Origin of the sequence: Micromonospora chokoriensis (genome assembly GCF_000718555.1) — a bacterium.
In the GTDB taxonomy this organism is placed as follows: Bacteria; Actinomycetota; Actinomycetes; order Mycobacteriales; family Micromonosporaceae; genus Micromonospora; species Micromonospora chokoriensis_B.
Window position 1 is genome coordinate 76,389 of the sequence record NZ_JOAN01000003.1, and the last position, 16,649, is coordinate 93,037.

The window sequence follows — 16,649 nt, forward strand, 5'->3', positions numbered from 1 at the left end:
AGAGTGGGTGGGTAGGCATGGATGCGTTGACTCGACGACGGTTCCTCATCGCGTCCGGGGTGGTCGGCGGCGGCGCGTTGGCCGCCGGTGCCGGCGTGCTGGGCTTCCACGAACTGCTCAGGACTGCCGAGAAGACCAGAGCCGGCGACGTCGAGGGTGGCCTACCAACGCTCGTCCTGGTCACCCTCTACGGCGGTAACGACGGGCTCAATACCGTTGTCCCGTACGCGGACGCGGCCTACCACAGCGCCCGGCCGGAGCTGGCGTACGCGCCAGCGCAGGTGCTGCCGCTCGACCAGACACTGGGTCTCAACCCGATGCTGCGGGGAATGAGACGACTGTGGGACGCCAAACAGTTGGGCATCGTGCTCGGCGTCGGCTACCCCAAACCGGACCGTAGCCACTTCAAGTCGATGGATATCTGGCAGACGGCGTCCCCCGGCACTCCCGCCCCCACCGGCTGGGTGGGGCGGTGGCTCGACGGGATCAGTGCCGCCACCGAGACGGCCGTCAGCTTCGAGCCGGCGCTTCCGCCGATGCTGGTGGGCAAGTCCCGCATCGGCGTCTGCGTGAGCTATCGGGGGCTCACCCTGCCGTCGGGCGTCTCACCCGATGTGGTCTCGGCCCTCGGCCAGGTCGAGCCGGGTGAGTCGGAGATGCAGGCGCGGGCCGCAGCCTCCTACGCGGACCTCATCACCATGAACCGTGCGGTGATGAAGTCCGCGGGCAGCGGCTCCGACGAGCAGGGCCACAGCGGCGGCGAGGGTGTCCCGGCCACCGGGACGGGTGGCGACAACGCGCTCTCCGCCCAGTTGGCGCTCGTCGCCAGGTGTGTCGAGTCCCAGGTCCCTACCCGGGTCTATTCGGTGAGTCTGGGCGGGTTCGACACCCACGCTGGCGAGCGGGTGTGGCAGGAGACGCTGCTGCGGCACCTGGATGACGCGCTGAGCGCCTTCGTGGACCGGATGGGCCGCAGCGCGGCCGGCCGACGGGTCACCGTCGTGGTCTACAGCGAGTTCGGCCGGCGGGTCCGGGCGAACGCCTCCGACGGCACCGACCACGGCACAGCCGGGCCGGTGTTCGTCCTCGGCCATGGGGTGGCCGGCGGGTTCTACGGCGAGCAGCCCAGCCTGACCGACCTGGACGACGGTGACCTCAAGGCGACGACGGACTTCCGCGACGTCTTCGGCACCGTCCTCGCCCACGTGTTGGCCGGAGACCCGGATCGCCACCTGGGTGGCTACCGGGCGCACCTGCTGCCGCTGCTCAGTTCGCGGTGACGCTGGCCGTCAGCGGCCGCCGCCTCGGAAGACCTCGGAGACCGTACGGAGCACGACCTTGACGTCCAGCCACAGCGACCAGTTCTCGATGTAGTAGTTGTCGAACCGCGCCCGGTCGGAGATTGGCGTGTCACCGCGCAGGCCGCTGACCTGGGCGAGCCCGGTCAACCCCACCGGGACGCGGTGCCGCATCGCGTAGTTCGGGTACTCGGCGGAGAACTTCTCCACGAAGTACGGCCGCTCCGGTCGCGGCCCGACCACGCTCATGTCGCCGCGCAGGATGTTCCAGAGCTGAGGAAGCTCGTCCAGGGACGTGCGGCGCATGAACCGACCGATCGGGCCGACCCGTCGATCGTTCGCGATCGACCAGTTCGTCTGCGACTCGGTCTCGTCGACCGGGCGCATCGACCGGAACTTGACGACGTTGAACGGCTTGCCGAACCGGCCGATGCGCTCCTGGTAGAAGAAGATCCCGCGACCCCCGTCGATGAACGTCGCAAGCGCGCACAGCAGCAGCACCGGGCTCAGTAGGAACAGGGACAGGCCGGCAAAGACGACGTCGGAGGCCCGCTTGATCGCCCAACGCGGACCGGAGAGCGAGATGTCGCCGACCTTCACGATGGGGATGGCCCCGATGTGGTCCGGGTACCCGCCCTGCGAGCGGGAACCCCACAGGCGTGGCACCTCCCACAGGTCGCAGCGTGAGCTGCCGGGCCGCAGGAGGGTGTCCATCAGTTCCGACTCCGGGCAGTCCGGGTCGGCGATGACCAGCACCTCACACTTCAGCACCCGGACCAGCTTCTCCAACTCGTTGAGGCTGCCGAGCAGCGGAAGCACGGCGGAATCCTGCTGTGCCGTCACGTCGACACAGCCCACGAAGCGCAGGCCGTACTGCGGGTACCGACGCAGCAAACGGGCCAGCTCCAAGGCGACCGGGCCACTGCCGATGATGATGGCGTTGTGCTCCACCCAACGACGCTTGCGCACCAGGATGGTGAGTGCCCGGCTGAGCGCCCGGCCAACGATCACCAGGCCGGCGGAGATGGCGACGCCCCGCATGAAGCCGCCGACGTACTCGACCGAGGAGTGCCGTTCCGCGGCGATGATGGCCACCACCGCGGCGGAGGCCAGTAGACGCCCGACGATGCTCGGGAGTTCGTCCAGGATGCTCACGTGCCGGCGGGCCTGGTAGAGCCCGCCGGCCGCGAAGATGGCCATGGTGAGCCCGGCGTTGACGAGGGTGCCACGCCAGTAGTCCTGCGAGATCACCAGAGGGAAAAGTAGCGCGACGATGTCGATCGGAACCGTCATCATCCAGGCCCGCAGTAGACGCGTCCGGGACGAGGTTCGGGACCCTGCGTATGGCAGGACCGCGGTGGTCTCCAGACCGGGCCGAGGCGCCGGTACGGTCTTGGGAACCGTCACCGGCTCGACCCTGCGCTCCACCGGGTCGGGCTCGCCGGGCCACTGCGCGGGTGCGCCTGATCGGCTTGTCGTTGAATGACCTGACATGGTCAACCTTTCCCCCGTTAGTCCTTCGGAAGTAGACACATCGAGCCGAAGGGCGAAGGAAGGATACGACCAGGTCAGGCCCGCCGGTATAGACGAAGGGTCGATTTCCGCTGTCTACTTTACTGCGGACGCGATCTCCTCCACCGAGTCGCGGCGGACCGCGTCGAAGACACGGCTGGCCTTGGGCTTGTCGACGAGGACGACACTCTCGGTGCCCATCCGGCCGGTGCCCGTCGTGGGGCAGGTGAAGAAGCCGAGCTGGCCGCTGCGCATGTGCCGCAGCTGCATTGCCAGGTCAACCAGAGACATCGACTCGTCGACCGCGACGGCGTCGGCGGTGGCCCGGACGAACGAGTTCAACTTGGTGGGGCTGGCCAGCGTGCCACCGGAGACGGCCTTGTCCAGGATCGCCTTGATGACCTGCTGTTGGTGCTTGATCCGGGTGAAGTCGCCTTCGGCGAACGCGTACCGCTCGCGGGCGTAGTCCAGGGCGGTGGCCCCGTCCATGGTCTGCCGGCCCGCGACGAATTCCCGCCGGCCGTCCGGGTTCAACGAGTGCTTCGACGTGAAGGCCTGGTCCACAGTGATGTCGATGCCACCGAGCGCATCCACGATCTCCTTGAAGCCCGCGAAGTCCACCATCGCCACGTGGTCGATGCGGACGCCGGTGAACTTCTCCAGGGTCTGCACCATGAGCGGAACGCCACCCCACGCGTACGCCGCGTTGATTTTGGCGTCCTTGCCGCCCCGTCCCTGCGGCGACTCCGGCACGCTGACCCAGCTGTCCCGGGGAATCGAGATGAGCTGGGCGCTCTGCCGGTCCTTCGGAAGGTGGGCCAGGATGATGGTGTCGGTCCGGGAGCCAGAGCTGTTCTCCGGATCGCGGGAATCGCTACCGAGGATCATGATGTTCATAGCGCCCTGAGCGACGACCTCGGGTCGCGACTCCTCCGGCACGCCATCGAACGCGTCAACACGTTCGATCCCGGAATTGATCGACCGGAAGTAGAGCCCGCCTGCGATCAGACCGCCACCACCCAGCAACGCCATCACCAGAAAGGTGATCAGGGCGACCTTCTGCCACCGAGGGCGGCGGCGCCGCGATCGGGGCGCCTCAGTCGGCTCAGGTGGCGACTGCGCGTCAATGAACTGGGTCTGGGGTTCCGCGTACTCCTGGCGATACTGCATGCCGCGATGCTACTGATTGCGGGTTACGGTCATGTACCCCCGTCCGGCCCATCCGGCTATAGATCCTGGCCCAAAAGACTTTTCCCGCAGACGATTGCCTGAACCTGGTATGAAGCAGCGGTGGACGCCACGCAGCTGCGCCGAGCCATCGCCCGTACCCCACTCGCACCCGTCGCCGCCTTCCCCAAGCGGCTCGCCCGGGTCGCCCGCCACGACGCCAAGGTGCTGCGCGCCTCGGCCCGGTGGTTGGTCACCTCCCGGGAACATCACAACTACACCTATGAGCTGACCAAGCTCAGCCGTCACCACCTGGCCTGGTTCGTCAGCGTGGTCTGCGACATCCCGGTCCAGCAGGTCCGTGGTTACGTTGCCGAAATCGAGTCCGACGACGTGCTACGGCAACACATCGAGCAGGCCACCGCCCGGGCCGCCCGTCGCGGCCTGGCCGACAAGAAAGTCCGCTATGCCCGACGCGTCGGCTGGTACGCGATCGTCCGAGCCACCCATCCCGCACACGTGGTGGAGACCGGCGTGGACAAGGGGTTGGGCACCTGCGTCCTCGCCGCCGCGCTGCTGCGCAACGCACAGGAGGGGCACCCGGGCCGGGTCACCTCGCTGGACATCAACCCCGAGGCCGGCTACCTCGCCCAGGTCGCTCCGTGGTCGGAGGTCGTGGACCTGGTGATCGGCGACTCGATTGCCTCGATCGGCGCACTGGACCGCCCGGTCGACCTGTTCCTGCACGACAGCGACCACAGCCGGGCCCACGAGAAGCGTGAGTTCGACGCGGTGGAGCCGAAGCTCGCCCCCGGCGCGATCCTGCTCACCGACAACGTCACAAGCACCAACGTGCTCGCCGAGCACGCCGAACGCACCGGACGGCGCTTCCTCGCCTACCGGGAGAGCCCCGCCAACCACTGGTACCCGGGCGACGGAATCGGCGTGGCATGGTGACCAGGTGCGGCTGACCTCGATTCACACGTACCCCATCAAGGGTTGTCACCGGCTCGACCACGACGGCGCGTTCGTGCATCCGTGGGGCCTGGCCGGCGACCGGCGCTGGATGGTCGTGGACGCCGACGGCGTCGGCGTCACCCAGCGGGAGACGACCCGGCTGGTCGGCCTGCGCGCCTCTGTGCGCCCCGGCGGCCTGTCGCTGCGCGCCGACGGGCAGCCCGACCTCGACGTGCCGGAGCCGGCCGGCGGTGAACCAATCGGGGTGCGTACCTTCCGCAGCCGCAAGTTTCCCGTCCCCGCGCTGCCGGCCGGTCCGGCGGCCGACGAGTGGCTCGGCACCCTGCTCGGCCGGCCGGTCCGGCTGGTCTGGCTGGCCCAGCCGACTCGCCACCTGGCCGCCGGGGACCGCGAACACGACACCGGCGACCAGGTCAGTTTCGCCGACGCCTACCCGCTGCTGCTGGCGAACGCCGCTTCCCTCGATGCCCTCAACGACTGGCTGGCCGACGCGGGGGAGGAGCCGGTACCGATGACCCGCTTCCGGCCCAACCTGGTCGTCGCCGGTGCGCCGGCCTGGGCCGAGGACGACTGGGTCGGCCGGCCGCTGCGCATCGGCGACCGGCGGTTTCGCGCCGCCGGGCCGTGCGAACGCTGCGTGGTGACCACCACCGACCAGGAGACCGGGGTACGCACGAAGGAGCCGCTGCGCACCCTTGGCCGCCACCGCAACGTCAAGCAGAAACTCCTCTTCGGACTGAACCTGGTGCCACTCGACAGCGGGCTGATCACAGTGGACGCCCCGATCGTCGTCGCGCCCTGACCGCGGCGGCCGTCCGGCAATCGGCGCCCTCCGGTCACCGTCCGTCGACGCTGTCTTAGCTTTGGCTTAGCCCGCTTGTCGGCACGCGTCCGGTCCGGCAGCATCGCCGTCGTGACGGACGGAAGCGCTGTCGACATCAACATCGACCTGGACCATCCGCCAGCGGAACGGCCCGCGCCGTCGTCCGGTGCGAAGCCCTGGCTGGTCGCCACCGGCGTCACGGTCCTCGCGGCGACGCTCGGGCTCACCCTCACCCTGCGCTCCGGCTCCACCCCGGCCTGCGCCGCCGGTCGACCGCTCGCCGCCGCCCCACCCACCGGCAACGCCACGCAGAGCGGCAAGGCGACCTTCTACGACTCGAACGGCGCCGGCGGCAACTGCTCGAACCCGGCTGCCCCGGCCAACCGGCTCTACGTCGCGCTCGGCCCGACGGAGTACTCCGCCGGCGCCGCCTGCGGCGGATTCCTCGACGTGATCGGCCCGAAGGGCACCGTCCGGGTGCTCATCATGGACCAGTGCCCGGAGTGCGCTCCCGGCCACCTCGACCTGTCCCGCGAAGCGTTCGCCCGGATCGCCGAACCGGTCCAGGGTCAGGTCCCGGTCACCTACCGCGCGGTGGTCAACCCGCCGCTGCCCGGACCACTCACCTTCCGGATCAAGGAGGGCGCGTCGCAGTGGTGGTTCGCCGTCCGGGTCGGCAACCACGGCAACCCGCTGCGTTCCGTCGAGGTCCGGCAGGGTGACAGCGGTCCGTGGCAGTCGGCCGCCCGGCAGGACTACAACTACTGGCTGATCGCCTCCGGCGCTGGGCCGGGCCCGTTCAATCTGCGGGTCAGCGACGTGTACGGAAACCGGGTCACCGCCGGCGGCATCCGAATGGCACCGGGCCAGGTGCAGAACAGCACGGTCCGGATGTACCTACCCGGCGGCGCGGCGGCCCCACGGGTGTCCGCGTCGGCCCGACCGCCCGCCAGCCGACCCGTCGGCACGCCGACTCCGGCTCGCCGCCCGGTCGAGGTGGCGAGAGCGAGCGCGCCGGCCACCGACGCGCCGAACACCAGCTCGACCAGGTCGAACGCCCGTTGGTGCGCCGGCTGAGCGCTCAGTCGGCGAGATCGAGCCACATTAGAATCTCGTCCCGGTCGTCATCGGGGGCCACCCGCAACGCGCCCGGCAGCCGGCCAATCTCCCGATATCCGAGGCGGCCGTAGAACTTGTCCAACCCCAGCCCGTCGCGCACCGTGACGTGCAGCGCCTCGTGGCCGAACTCCCTGCCCAGCCGGGCGGCCTCCGTCATCAGCGCCGAGCCGTAACCGGTGCCCTGGGTGCCGGGGTGGACCATCACCCGCTTCAACACACACCAGTGCGCCTTGAGTGGGAACCGGTTGTCACTGAAGATCAACATGGCCACCAGTCGGTCGCCGGAGTAGCCGACCAGCAGCCGATCCGGTCCGTCGGCGATGCCGGCGAAGGTCGGGTCGGCGATGACCTGAACGTCGGCGGCGGTAACCGGTGGCACGAAGCCGACCGCGCCGCCGGCGTTGCTGACGACTACCCAGAGGTCGACGATCTCGGCGCGTAACTGCGGGGTCAGGTCGGGGTCGAGGACGAAGCGCAGACTCACGCCCGCCATCCTGACCCGACGACCGGGCCCGCGACCCACGACAGTGACGCGCCCGACAACCGCGCGTTCTGTGTTGACCTGTGCGGGAGAGGGGATTCGAACCCCTACGCCCTTTCGGACAATAGGACCTAAACCTATCGCGGCTGCCATTACGCCACTCCCGCCAACTCGCTGAGTCTAGAGCGTCTGGCTTCAGCGGTGTTGAGCCCGGCCTCCTGAGAATGGTGGAGACCGCATCACCTCGGTGATGTTGCGGGTTAGTCCAGGCCGAGGTCGCGGCGGAGCTTGGCGACGTGCCCGGTGGCCTTGACGTTGTAGAGCGCCCGTTCGATCTTGCCGTCGGGGTCGATCACGAACGTCGAGCGGATCACGCCGGTGACGGTCTTGCCGTACAGCTGCTTTTCGCCGTACGCGCCGTACGCGATCAGCACCGCCTTGTCCGGGTCCGACACCAGCGGGAAGGTGATCGCGTCGCGCTCGCGGAACTTCGCCAGCTTCTCCGGCTTGTCGGGGGAGATGCCGACGACCTCGTAGCCGGCGGCCTGGAGCGAGGCGAGCGAGTCGCGGAAGTCGCAGGCCTGCTTGGTGCAGCCGGGGGTCATCGCGGCCGGGTAGGCGTACAGGACGACCTTGCGACCCCGTAGGTCGGCGAGGGAGAGCTGGTCGCCGGTGTCGGTGGCGAGGGTGAACTCGGGCGCGGGATCACCGGGGGAGAGACGGTCGGGCGCGGTCATGGCCCGACCCTACCGCCGCCCCGGCGAGCATCGCCGCCAGCGAGGCACCCGGCGTGTGCGGAGACCAGCGACCTGACCCTCATTGCCGGTGGAAAGGTGATCAAGGCCATCCGTTGTTGCCAGACTCTGGCAACAACGATGCTTGGGAAATAGGCTGACCCACGCCGGCCCGGTCGGGCCCGCTGACGCGTGGGAGGTCGCGTGGAGACACTGGCGATGCACATTTCAAACGGGATCATCGATGGCCCCGTGGCAGCGGTCTTCGCTGCGCTCGCTCTCGCCGCGCTCACCGTCTGCGTCCTGCGCGGTCGGCGCGACCTGGACGACCGGCTGGCCCCGATGGCGGGCCTGGTGGCGGCGTTCATCTTCGCCGTCCAGATGCTGAACTTCCCGATCTTCACGGCCGGTGTCAGTGGCCACCTGCTCGGTGGTGCGCTCGCCGCCATGCTGGTTGGCCCGTGGGTCGGCGCGCTCTGCGTGGCCGTGGTGCTGGTCGTGCAGGCACTGATCTTCGGTGACGGCGGTGTGGCGATGCTCGGCCTCAACATCACGAACATGGCGCTGCTCGGCACCGCTGTGGCGTACGTGCTGATCGCGGTGCTGTTGCGGGTGCTGCCCCGTACGCGGGCCGGTCTGGCCGTGACCGCCTTCGTCGCTGCGATGATCAGCGTGGTGGTCGCGTCGCAGGGCTTCGTCCTGGAGTACTGGCTCGGCGGCACCACCGACCTGGGCAACAACCTCGGTGGCCTGGCCGGCACGATGGCCGGCGTGCACCTGCTGATCGGCATCGGTGAGGGCCTGATCACCGCCACCACCGTGCTCACCGTCGCGAAGGTACGCCCCGACCTGGTGTACGCGCTGCGTTCCCTGCCTACGCCCGTCGCCCCTGCCGTCCCGGTCGCCGGAGGTGCCCGATGAAGAACCGATCCTGGGCCTTCCTGGCCGGCGGCCTGCTGGTCGCCCTGCTGTTGGCCGGTGTGGTGAGCAACTACGCCTCGTCCCACCCGGACGGGCTGGACTCGTCCCTGCTCAAGGGCTGCACCGTCGACGCCGACGACAACATCGTCGGGGGAAGCTGCCCGGCCCAGCAGGCCCGTGACCACGAGTTGGCCGACAGCCCGCTCGCCGACTACGGCGTACGGGGCGTGCAGAACAGCTTCGTCTCCACCGGCCTCTCCGGGGTGCTCGGGGTGCTTGTCACCTTCGCGATCGGCGCTGGCGGGTTCTGGCTGCTGCGCCGTCGAGACACCACGCCGACCGACGGCAGCACGCCGATCGACGGCACCACGCCCGCCGAGGGCGACGCCGCGACGTCCACCGACGAGCGGCGTCACGCCGACGCCAACGGCTGAGCGGGGGTACGCGGATGGGAGCCGGTCACGGGCACGTGCTGTACCGCGAGTCGGACTCGCCGGTGCACCGGCTCCCGCCCGAGGTGAAGATCGCGGCGATGGTGGTCTTCACCATCGCCGTGGTGGCCACCCCACGCGAGGCGTTCTGGGCCTTCGGCGCGTACGCCCTGCTGGTGGCCGTGGTGGCGGCGCTGGCCCGGGTGGGGCCGCGGTGGTTGCTCAGCCGGGCGTTGATCGAGGTGCCGTTCGTGGTGTTCGCCGTCGCCCTGCCGTTCCTCGGCAGCGGCGACCGGGTCGAGGTGCTGGGCCTGAGCCTGTCCGTGGACGGGCTGCACGGCGCGTGGAACATCCTGGCCAAGGGCACCCTGGGGGTGCTCGTCTCGCTGCTGCTCGCCGGGACCACCACCACCCGGGACCTGATCGTGGGGCTGGACCGGCTGCACTGCCCGCAGGTGCTCACCCAGATCGCCACGTTCATGCTGCGCTATCTCGACGTGTTGGTCGGTGAGGCGCGGCGGATGCGGGTGGCCCGGATCTCCCGGGGTGACGACCCGCGCTTCCTGTGGCAGTTGCGCGGCTTCGCCGCCGGGATCGGGGCGTTGTTCCTGCGCGCCTTCGAGCGCGGTGAGCGGGTCTATCTGGCGATGTTGTCGAGGGGTTACACCGGGCGGATGCCCGCCGTGTGGCAGGGCGAGGGTGCGGCGAGCGTCGGCCAGTGGCTGGTCGCGGCGACCGTGCCGGTGTTGGCGGCCTCCATCGCCGCCACCGCCGTCGTGCTGTCATGATCGGTGTCGTGCAGACCGCTGTCTCGCTGGACGTTCGGGGTGTTCGCTACGCGTACCCGGACGGGCACGTCGCCCTGCACGGGGTGGACCTGACCGTGCCGCGCGGCGACCGGGTGGCGCTGCTCGGGCCCAACGGGGCCGGGAAGACCACGCTGGTGCTGCACCTCAACGGCATCCTCACCCCGACCGAGGGCAGCGTCAGCGTCGGCGGGCTGACGGTCACGCCGGATCGGGCCACCCTGGCCGAGGTACGTCGCCGGGTGGGCATCGTCTTCCAGGACCCGGACGATCAGCTGTTCCTGCCGACGGTGGCGGAGGACGTGGCGTTCGGGCCGGCGAACCTGGGTCTGCGTGGGGCCGAGTTGGCCGCCCGGGTGGACGAGGCGCTCGCGGCGGTGGGGATGGGTGAGCACCGGGACCGGGCGCCGCAGCACCTGTCGTTCGGGCAGCGTCGCCGGGTGGCGGTGGCCACCGTGCTCGCCATGCACCCGGAGATCCTGGTGCTCGACGAGCCGTCGTCGAACCTGGACCCGGCGGCCCGTCGTGAGCTGGCCGAGATCCTGCGCGACCTGCCGGTGACCCTGTTGATGGTCACGCACGACCTGCCGTACGCGGCGGAGCTGTGTGAGCGCTCGGTGATCCTCGACGGCGGCCGGATCGTCGCCGACGCCCCCACCCCCACCCTGCTGCGTGACGCGGCCCTGCTGGCCCGCCACCGCCTGGAGCTGCCCTACGGCTTCACCCCGCCGTCGTAGACCCACTCGTCGCGGTCTCGACCGGCGGCGCGGCTGTGGCGGCGCGGGAGGCGGCGTGCAGCCGCAGGATGCCGGCGAATGTCGCGCCGGTGCCGGTGATCAGGAACATCGCCACCAGCACGCGGGCGGCCTCGGGCGACCAGGGCACGGGGGCGATGGCGCGGCCGAACACGGCGGCGTTCGCCGCTCCGGCGAAGAGCGCCAGGCAGGCCCCGGCCAGCGCGACCACGAAGTCGGCGGCCGGGCGGCGGCTCAGCGCGTACCAACCGGCGGCGATCGCGCCGAGGCCGGTGAGCAGCGACCAGATCTGCCCGGACAGCAGCCCGACCAGCACCCCGCCCACGCCCTGCGCGCCCGCGTCCAGTTCCCGCCCCACCGGGTAGACGACGGCCAGCGCGCCGCCGACGATCAGCAACGCGCCCAGCGCGGAGAGCGCGCGGGCACCGGCCGGGGCGGTGGCGGCGACCAGGCCGAGCGCGCCTACCGCGAGCAGCCCCACGATGCTCACCGCCCACCAGGTGTACGCGTCGGGTGGCGGCACCCAGTCCAGCGTGCCGCCGATCAGCACCGGGTCGGCGCCGTCGCGCAGCGGGATCGTCCAGTCCCGGACCCGGTGCTCGCGGTCCGGTGCGGCGCGTACCGCCGCCGGTGGCGCCGACTCCTGCCACAGCGCGCGCTGGTCGTGCCACCGCGCCGTGCTGCCGTCGGCGATCTTCCGCCAGGACGGTGCGGCGGCCGGGTCGGCCTCGGCCGGGAGCGCGGTGTCCCCGGTGATGGTGCGGTTCAGGTAGGTGGCGGGGGAGTGGCTGTTCTCGAAGACCCCGTCCGGGCCGACGCGCAGGTAGGGCTCGCCGGAGTAGCCGATGACCTCGATGGCGTGGCCGGTGCGGTTGGTCAGCTCCAGCCGGGCGCCCGCCTCGATGACGCGTACCTCCAGCCCTGGCCGCGCCGGTGCGACCCCGGTGGTCCGGGTGCGGTAGTCGGTGCCGTCCGGAGCGTCCGCGCCGTGCGCGGCGGCGGGCGCCGCGCTGATCAGGGTCACCAGGGCGGCCGCGGCGGCGACCAGGCCGGCGCGGGCCAGCAGGGTACGGATCACTTCCCGGCCGCCGCCACGGCTGCGGTGAGAGCGTCCGGGGTGGGGTTGTCGAGGGGCTGGCCGTTGACCTTGACGGTCGGCGTGCCGGTGACGTTGCTGCGGCTGGCGTCGTCGGTGACGTGCTCGGTCCACGTCCGGTACGTCTTGTCCTTCACGCAGCTGCCGAAGCTGCCGCGGTCGAGGCCCACGCCGGTGCCGATGTCGATCAGTTGGTCGTCGGTGAGCCCGGCGCTGCCCTCCGGCGGCTGCTTGTCGAACAGCGCCTTGGCGTACTCGTGGTACTTGCCGCCGGCCGCGGCGCAGCCGGAGGCGGCCGAGGCCCGGGTGGAGTACTCGGTGGTGGAGAAGCGGTTGAGGAACGCGACCGGGTGGTAGACCACCTTCGCCTTGTTCTCGGCCACCAACTGTTCGAGCGTCGCCCCGCTGCTCTGCTCGAACTGCTTGCAGACCGGGCAGAGGAAGTCCTCGTAGACGTCGACGGTGACCGGGCCGCCGCCGACGACGATGCCGGTGCCGGCGTCGTTGGCGCCGGGCGGGGTGGTGAAGCTGTCGGAGCGCTGGCTGGACCAGACGGCCCAGCCGACGCCACCGGCGATGACCAGGACGAGGACCGCAGCGACGGAGACCCAGATCGTGCGGCGACGACGCCGCTCACGGGCGAGCTGCTCGCGGACCACCCGGGCGGCGTCCCGCTGCCCCTTGCGACTACTCATCCTCGTCCTCCACAACGGGTTCGCCGGACAACCACCCGTCCACCGATACCGGCGTACGCGGCCAGATCAGCAGAAATCCGGCCAGAATCAAGAATCCCAGGTCCCGGAGGATCTCCGGGAGGTAACTGGGTGCCTGCCCCTCCGCCAACTGTCCGCCGCTGCCGAAGCAGCCGCAGTCGATGGCCAGCCCCCGCGCCCAGGCCGAGGCGATCCCCACGATGAAGACCACCAGCAGCGCGGCGGAGACCCCGGCGACGAGCCGGGTTGCCAGCCCGAGCAGCAGCAGCACGCCCAACGCCAGCTCGACGAAGGGCAGGGCCGCGCCGATCACGGTCGCCACGTCGTACGGCAGCACCTGGTATGCGTTTACCGCCCGCCCGGAGGCGGCGAGGTCGGTGACCTTCGACGCGCCGGCGACGAGCCAGACGGCGGCGAGGCCCAGTCGGGCCGCGATGCCGAGCCAGGGGCGGATCACGGGCCAACGGCCGCCAGGGGTGGAAGGTGCAGTCACGCTCATTTGTCGTCCCGTCCGCGTCGGAAGTTCCGTGCTCAGCCGGTCAGGGCGTCGCCGACCGCCTCGACCAACTCGTCGCGGGCCCGGGCGACCCGGGAACGGATGGTGCCCACCGGCACCCCTTCGACGGCGGCGGCCTCGGCGTACGACAGGCCGAGCAGTTGGGTGAGCACGAACGCGGAGCGCCGCTCGGCGCCGAGACGGCGGACCAGGTCGGCAGCGCCGAGCTGGCCGGCTGGGTCCGGGTGCGGGCGGTCGGTGTACGCGTTCGCCGTCAGGCGCTCGTCGAGCCGCCGACGCCGAACGACAATGCGGAGGTGGTCGGCGCAGGCTCGCCGGGCGATGCCGAGCAGCCAGGTGCGGGCGCTGGAGCGACCCTCGAAGGCGGGCAGGGCCCGGAACGCCCGCAGGTAGGTTTCCTGGGTCAGGTCGTCGGCGCTGTCCGGGTCGACCAGGGCGGCGGCGAACCGCCACACCTCGGCCTGGGTCAGCCGAACGAACGCCGCCTGGGCGGTCGGGTCACCGTCGCGGGCGGTCAGCGCCCACTCGGTTGCCGGGTCCCGGGCGACCTCATCGACCGGCTCTGCCGGACCGGCGGCACCGGAGTCACGCGGGACAGGGATCACGACAACCCAGGTTACGCGGCAGCCGGCGGAGCGTCAGGGCCGTTCGCCTCTTGGATGGTCTGCGCCACGTCGGGAACTTTTCCCCACCCCGAGCCGACTACCCGGTCATGACGTGCGATCACCCTCCTCGGGTCGCCGAATGGGACACCGATCGGCGACCATGGCCGGCATGACTGTCGCCCCCCGCCGCTGGGCCGCCAGGCTGGCCGCAGCCGCCGGCCTCCTGGTCACCGTCGTGGCCTTGTTGATCGCGCCGGCCACCCCCGCCAGCGCCCACGCGGTGCTGGAGAGCACCAGCCCGGCCGCGGCCTCCATCGTGCCGAGCGGGCCGCCCGAGGTGGTTCTCACGTTCAGCGAGTCGGTCCGGAAGGTCCCCGGCAAGATCCGGATCATCGCGCCGGACGGTTCCCGGGCCGACCGGGGCGAACCAACGTTCAACGGCGCGGTCGTGACCATCCCGGTGGACCCGGCCGGTGCGCGCGGCACCTACCTGGTCAGCTTCCGGGTGATCTCCGCCGACAGTCACCCGGTCTCCGGGGCGTTCACCTACTCGGTCGGCGCACCCTCGACCCCACCTGTCGACTCCGGCACGGACAGCCGCGCCAACCCGGTGGTGGAGACGGCCGTGAAGGTGGCCCGTTTCCTCGGCTACGTCGGCCTGGTGCTGCTGGTGGGGCCGGCGCTGGTGCTCGCCGCCCTCTGGCCACGGCGGCTCTCCCGACGAGGGCCGACCCGACTGGCCTGGACCGGCCTTGGCCTGGTGGCCGTCGCCACCCTCGCCGACCTGTGGCTGCAGGTGCCCTACACGGCCGGGGGTGGCCTCTTCGACGTCACCGGCGAGGGGTTCGGCAGCGTGTTCGGCAGCGCCTTCGGCGCCGCCCACCTGGTCCGACTCGGACTGCTGGCGGCATCGATCTTCCTGCTCCGCCCGCTGCTGGCCCGGCCTGCCGGCCGCACGGACGCGATCATCCTGGCCGTGCTCGGCGGCGCCGCCCTGCTGACCTGGCCGCTGGCCGGGCACCCGGCGGCCTCCCCGGCACCGGCGGTCTCCGTGGTCGTCGACGCGGTCCACCTGGGCAGCATGGCGGTCTGGCTGGGCGGTCTGCTCATGCTCGCCGTCTTCCTGCTGCGCCAGGCCGACGAGCGGGAGTTGGGCGCGATCCTGCCGATCTGGTCACGCTGGGCGGCGCTCGCCGTCTCGGCGCTGCTGCTGGCCGGCACCGTCCAGGCGCTGATCGAGGTGGCCACCCCGCAGGCGCTCTTCGAGACCACGTACGGGCGGTTGCTGCTCGCCAAGATCGGGTTGTTCGCGCTTGTCATCGCCGTGGCCGCGTACTCCCGGCAGTTGGTGCGTAGCCGCGTCGCGGCGCAACGCCCGGTCCCGGTGCGCCGGGCGGTCCTGGCGGAGTTGGCCGTCACCGTGGTGGTGCTGGCCCTGTCCGCCACGCTCGTGCAGACCACACCCGCCCGCACCGCCGCGGCCGGCCCGTCTGCCGGGGCCGAGTCCGGCCTGTTCAGCACCAGGCTGTCCAGCCCGCTCTTCTCGATGGAGGTCGAGGTGAGCCCGGCCGAGCGGGGCAACAACTCGGTGCACCTGTACGCGTACGGCAAGGACAACCAGCCACTGCTGATCGCGGAGTGGAAGGCGACCGCCGCGCTGCCCTCGGCCGGCATCGAGCCGATCGAGGTGCCGTTGCTGCGGTTGACGGACAGCCACGCCTACGGCGACATCAGCCTGCCGGCCGCCGGTGACTGGGAGATCAAGATCACTGCCCGTACGACCGACATCGACCAGGCCACGGTGACCGCCACCGTGCCCATCCGTTAGAGAGGTTCGCAAAACCCATGACCCGAATCCGGCGTACCGCAAGCGCCGCTGCCGTCCTGGCGTTCACCGCCGCCGCTACCGCTGTGTTCGGCTTCGCCGGATCGGCGTCCGCCCACGTCACGGTGAACCCGAAGGAGGCGGCCCAGGGCGGCTACGCCCGGGTGGCGTTCCGGGTGCCGAACGAGAGCGACAGCGCGTCGACGGTCAAGCTTGAGGTGGTGCTCCCGGAGAACGCTCCGGTCGGCTCGGTGTCGACGATGCCGGTGCCCGGCTGGACGGTGGCGACGGAGAAGCGCAAGGTGGACCCGCCGATCGAGGTGCACGGCAGCCCGCTCACCGAGGCGGTGTCCAAGATCACCTGGACGGCGTCCGGCGACGCGGGGGTGAAGCCGGGGCAGTTCCAGGAGTTCCCCGTCTCGCTGGGGCCGCTGCCGAAGGTCGACTCGATGGTCTTCAAGACCCTGCAGACCTACTCGGACGGCAACATCTCGCGCTGGATCGAGGAGCCGGCGCCGGGCACCGAGCCGGAGCACCCGGCGCCGGTGCTCACCCTGGCCGCCGCCGCAGCGCCGGCGGGTTCGGCCACACCGACCGCTGCCGTCGCGGCGCCCGACGACGATGATGACGACGACGACGACGAGGGCAACGGGCTCGCGCTCGGCCTCGGGGTGGCCGGACTCGTCGCCGGCCTGGCCGGCCTGGTGCTGGGCGGGTTGGCGTTCACGCGTACCCGCCGGGAGCCGGTGGCCAAGGTCTGACCCCGCCACACCCGCTGGCCCGCCGGATTCATCCGGCGGGCCAGCGTGCTTTTCCGGAGTCGGTGCGACCGTGCCGTGGATATCCCCTGATCAGACGGTCTACGTCG

At 71.0% G+C, this 16,649-nt stretch carries 18 protein-coding genes and 1 tRNA gene; 10 read left to right on the plus strand and 9 right to left on the minus strand.

The window, feature by feature from the left end; genetic code table 11:
* Positions 1-17: 17 nt before the first annotated feature.
* A complete protein-coding gene (locus IF46_RS0105710; protein ID WP_030487223.1) occupies positions 18-1,280 on the plus strand; it encodes a DUF1501 domain-containing protein in 1,263 nt (420 codons plus the stop codon).
* A 9-nt stretch (positions 1,281-1,289) separates the two neighbouring features.
* Here the strand turns inward: IF46_RS0105710 and IF46_RS0105715 are convergent, their stop codons facing one another.
* Together IF46_RS0105715 and IF46_RS0105720 are read right to left on the minus strand one after the other, a co-directional pair.
* Positions 1,290-2,549, minus strand: coding sequence for a sugar transferase (locus IF46_RS0105715; RefSeq protein WP_232233950.1), 1,260 nt, complete (start codon positions 2,547-2,549; stop codon positions 1,290-1,292).
* Positions 2,550-2,906: 357 nt separating this feature from the next.
* Entirely contained in the window at positions 2,907-3,860 is a 954-nt protein-coding gene (locus IF46_RS0105720; protein ID WP_420063549.1) for an LCP family protein, read from the minus strand.
* Between the two features lie 240 nt (positions 3,861-4,100).
* Here IF46_RS0105720 and IF46_RS0105725 point away from each other — a divergent pair, with 240 nt between their 5' ends.
* The 3 genes from IF46_RS0105725 (at position 4,101) to IF46_RS32270 (ending at position 6,855) form a co-directional block, all read left to right on the plus strand.
* A complete protein-coding gene (locus IF46_RS0105725) occupies positions 4,101-4,934 on the plus strand; it encodes a class I SAM-dependent methyltransferase (RefSeq protein ID WP_030487226.1) in 834 nt (277 codons plus the stop codon).
* 4 nt (positions 4,935-4,938) lie between these two features.
* A complete protein-coding gene (locus tag IF46_RS0105730; RefSeq protein WP_030487227.1) occupies positions 4,939-5,757 on the plus strand; it encodes an MOSC domain-containing protein in 819 nt (272 codons plus the stop codon).
* Between the two features lie 111 nt (positions 5,758-5,868).
* Positions 5,869-6,855 (plus strand): expansin EXLX1 family cellulose-binding protein, encoded by a 987-nt coding sequence (locus IF46_RS32270; RefSeq protein ID WP_198041371.1) that lies wholly within the window; start codon positions 5,869-5,871, stop codon positions 6,853-6,855.
* A gap of 4 nt (positions 6,856-6,859) precedes the next feature.
* On the opposite strand, the gene IF46_RS0105740 is transcribed toward IF46_RS32270, so the two are convergent.
* The 3 genes from IF46_RS0105740 to bcp form a co-directional block, all read right to left on the minus strand.
* Positions 6,860-7,381, minus strand: a complete 522-nt coding sequence (locus tag IF46_RS0105740; protein WP_030487229.1) for a GNAT family N-acetyltransferase — start codon at positions 7,379-7,381, stop codon at positions 6,860-6,862.
* An 81-nt stretch (positions 7,382-7,462) separates the two neighbouring features.
* Positions 7,463-7,545, minus strand: a tRNA-Leu gene (locus IF46_RS0105745).
* A 93-nt stretch (positions 7,546-7,638) separates the two neighbouring features.
* Positions 7,639-8,115 carry a thioredoxin-dependent thiol peroxidase gene (gene bcp / locus IF46_RS0105750; protein WP_030487230.1) on the minus strand — a complete coding sequence of 159 codons (477 nt, stop codon included), beginning with the start codon at positions 8,113-8,115 and terminating at the stop codon, positions 7,639-7,641.
* Between the two features lie 201 nt (positions 8,116-8,316).
* Here bcp and IF46_RS0105755 point away from each other — a divergent pair, with 201 nt between their 5' ends.
* The 4 genes from IF46_RS0105755 to IF46_RS0105770 are packed head-to-tail and all read left to right on the plus strand — an operon-like array spanning position 8,317 to position 11,007.
* Positions 8,317-9,033, plus strand: coding sequence for an energy-coupling factor ABC transporter permease (locus tag IF46_RS0105755; protein WP_030487231.1), 717 nt, complete (start codon positions 8,317-8,319; stop codon positions 9,031-9,033).
* Positions 9,030-9,467: a PDGLE domain-containing protein gene (locus IF46_RS0105760; RefSeq protein WP_030487232.1), complete on the plus strand. Its 438-nt coding sequence runs from the start codon at positions 9,030-9,032 to the stop codon at positions 9,465-9,467. Before IF46_RS0105755 ends, IF46_RS0105760 begins: the two co-directional genes overlap by 4 nt.
* A gap of 14 nt (positions 9,468-9,481) precedes the next feature.
* Complete coding sequence (cbiQ, locus tag IF46_RS0105765; RefSeq protein ID WP_030487233.1) at positions 9,482-10,252, plus strand: cobalt ECF transporter T component CbiQ; 771 nt, start codon at positions 9,482-9,484, stop codon at positions 10,250-10,252.
* Positions 10,249-11,007 (plus strand): energy-coupling factor ABC transporter ATP-binding protein, encoded by a 759-nt coding sequence (locus IF46_RS0105770; protein ID WP_030487234.1) that lies wholly within the window; start codon positions 10,249-10,251, stop codon positions 11,005-11,007. The genes cbiQ and IF46_RS0105770 overlap by 4 nt, the downstream gene beginning before the upstream one ends.
* Here IF46_RS0105770 and IF46_RS0105775 read toward each other — a convergent pair.
* Genes IF46_RS0105775 through IF46_RS0105790 form a run of 4 tightly spaced genes read right to left on the minus strand, consistent with a single transcriptional unit; the run spans position 10,991 to position 13,956 of the window.
* Positions 10,991-12,103 (minus strand): hypothetical protein, encoded by a 1,113-nt coding sequence (locus IF46_RS0105775; RefSeq protein ID WP_084597781.1) that lies wholly within the window; start codon positions 12,101-12,103, stop codon positions 10,991-10,993. The two genes, IF46_RS0105770 and IF46_RS0105775, sit on opposite strands and share 17 nt — an antisense overlap.
* Positions 12,100-12,816 (minus strand): DsbA family protein, encoded by a 717-nt coding sequence (locus IF46_RS0105780; RefSeq protein ID WP_030487236.1) that lies wholly within the window; start codon positions 12,814-12,816, stop codon positions 12,100-12,102. Before IF46_RS0105780 ends, IF46_RS0105775 begins: the two co-directional genes overlap by 4 nt.
* Positions 12,809-13,333, minus strand: a complete 525-nt coding sequence (locus IF46_RS0105785; RefSeq protein WP_030487237.1) for a MauE/DoxX family redox-associated membrane protein — start codon at positions 13,331-13,333, stop codon at positions 12,809-12,811. The genes IF46_RS0105780 and IF46_RS0105785 overlap by 8 nt, the downstream gene beginning before the upstream one ends.
* A 32-nt stretch (positions 13,334-13,365) precedes the next feature.
* Entirely contained in the window at positions 13,366-13,956 is a 591-nt protein-coding gene (locus IF46_RS0105790; protein ID WP_030487238.1) for a sigma-70 family RNA polymerase sigma factor, read from the minus strand.
* Between the two features lie 160 nt (positions 13,957-14,116).
* Here IF46_RS0105790 and IF46_RS0105795 point away from each other — a divergent pair, with 160 nt between their 5' ends.
* Both IF46_RS0105795 and IF46_RS0105800 read left to right on the plus strand, forming a co-directional pair.
* Positions 14,117-15,784 (plus strand): copper resistance CopC/CopD family protein, encoded by a 1,668-nt coding sequence (locus IF46_RS0105795; protein WP_030487239.1) that lies wholly within the window; start codon positions 14,117-14,119, stop codon positions 15,782-15,784.
* A gap of 17 nt (positions 15,785-15,801) precedes the next feature.
* Positions 15,802-16,542, plus strand: coding sequence for a YcnI family protein (locus IF46_RS0105800; RefSeq protein ID WP_030487240.1), 741 nt, complete (start codon positions 15,802-15,804; stop codon positions 16,540-16,542).
* Positions 16,543-16,649: the final 107 nt, after the last annotated feature.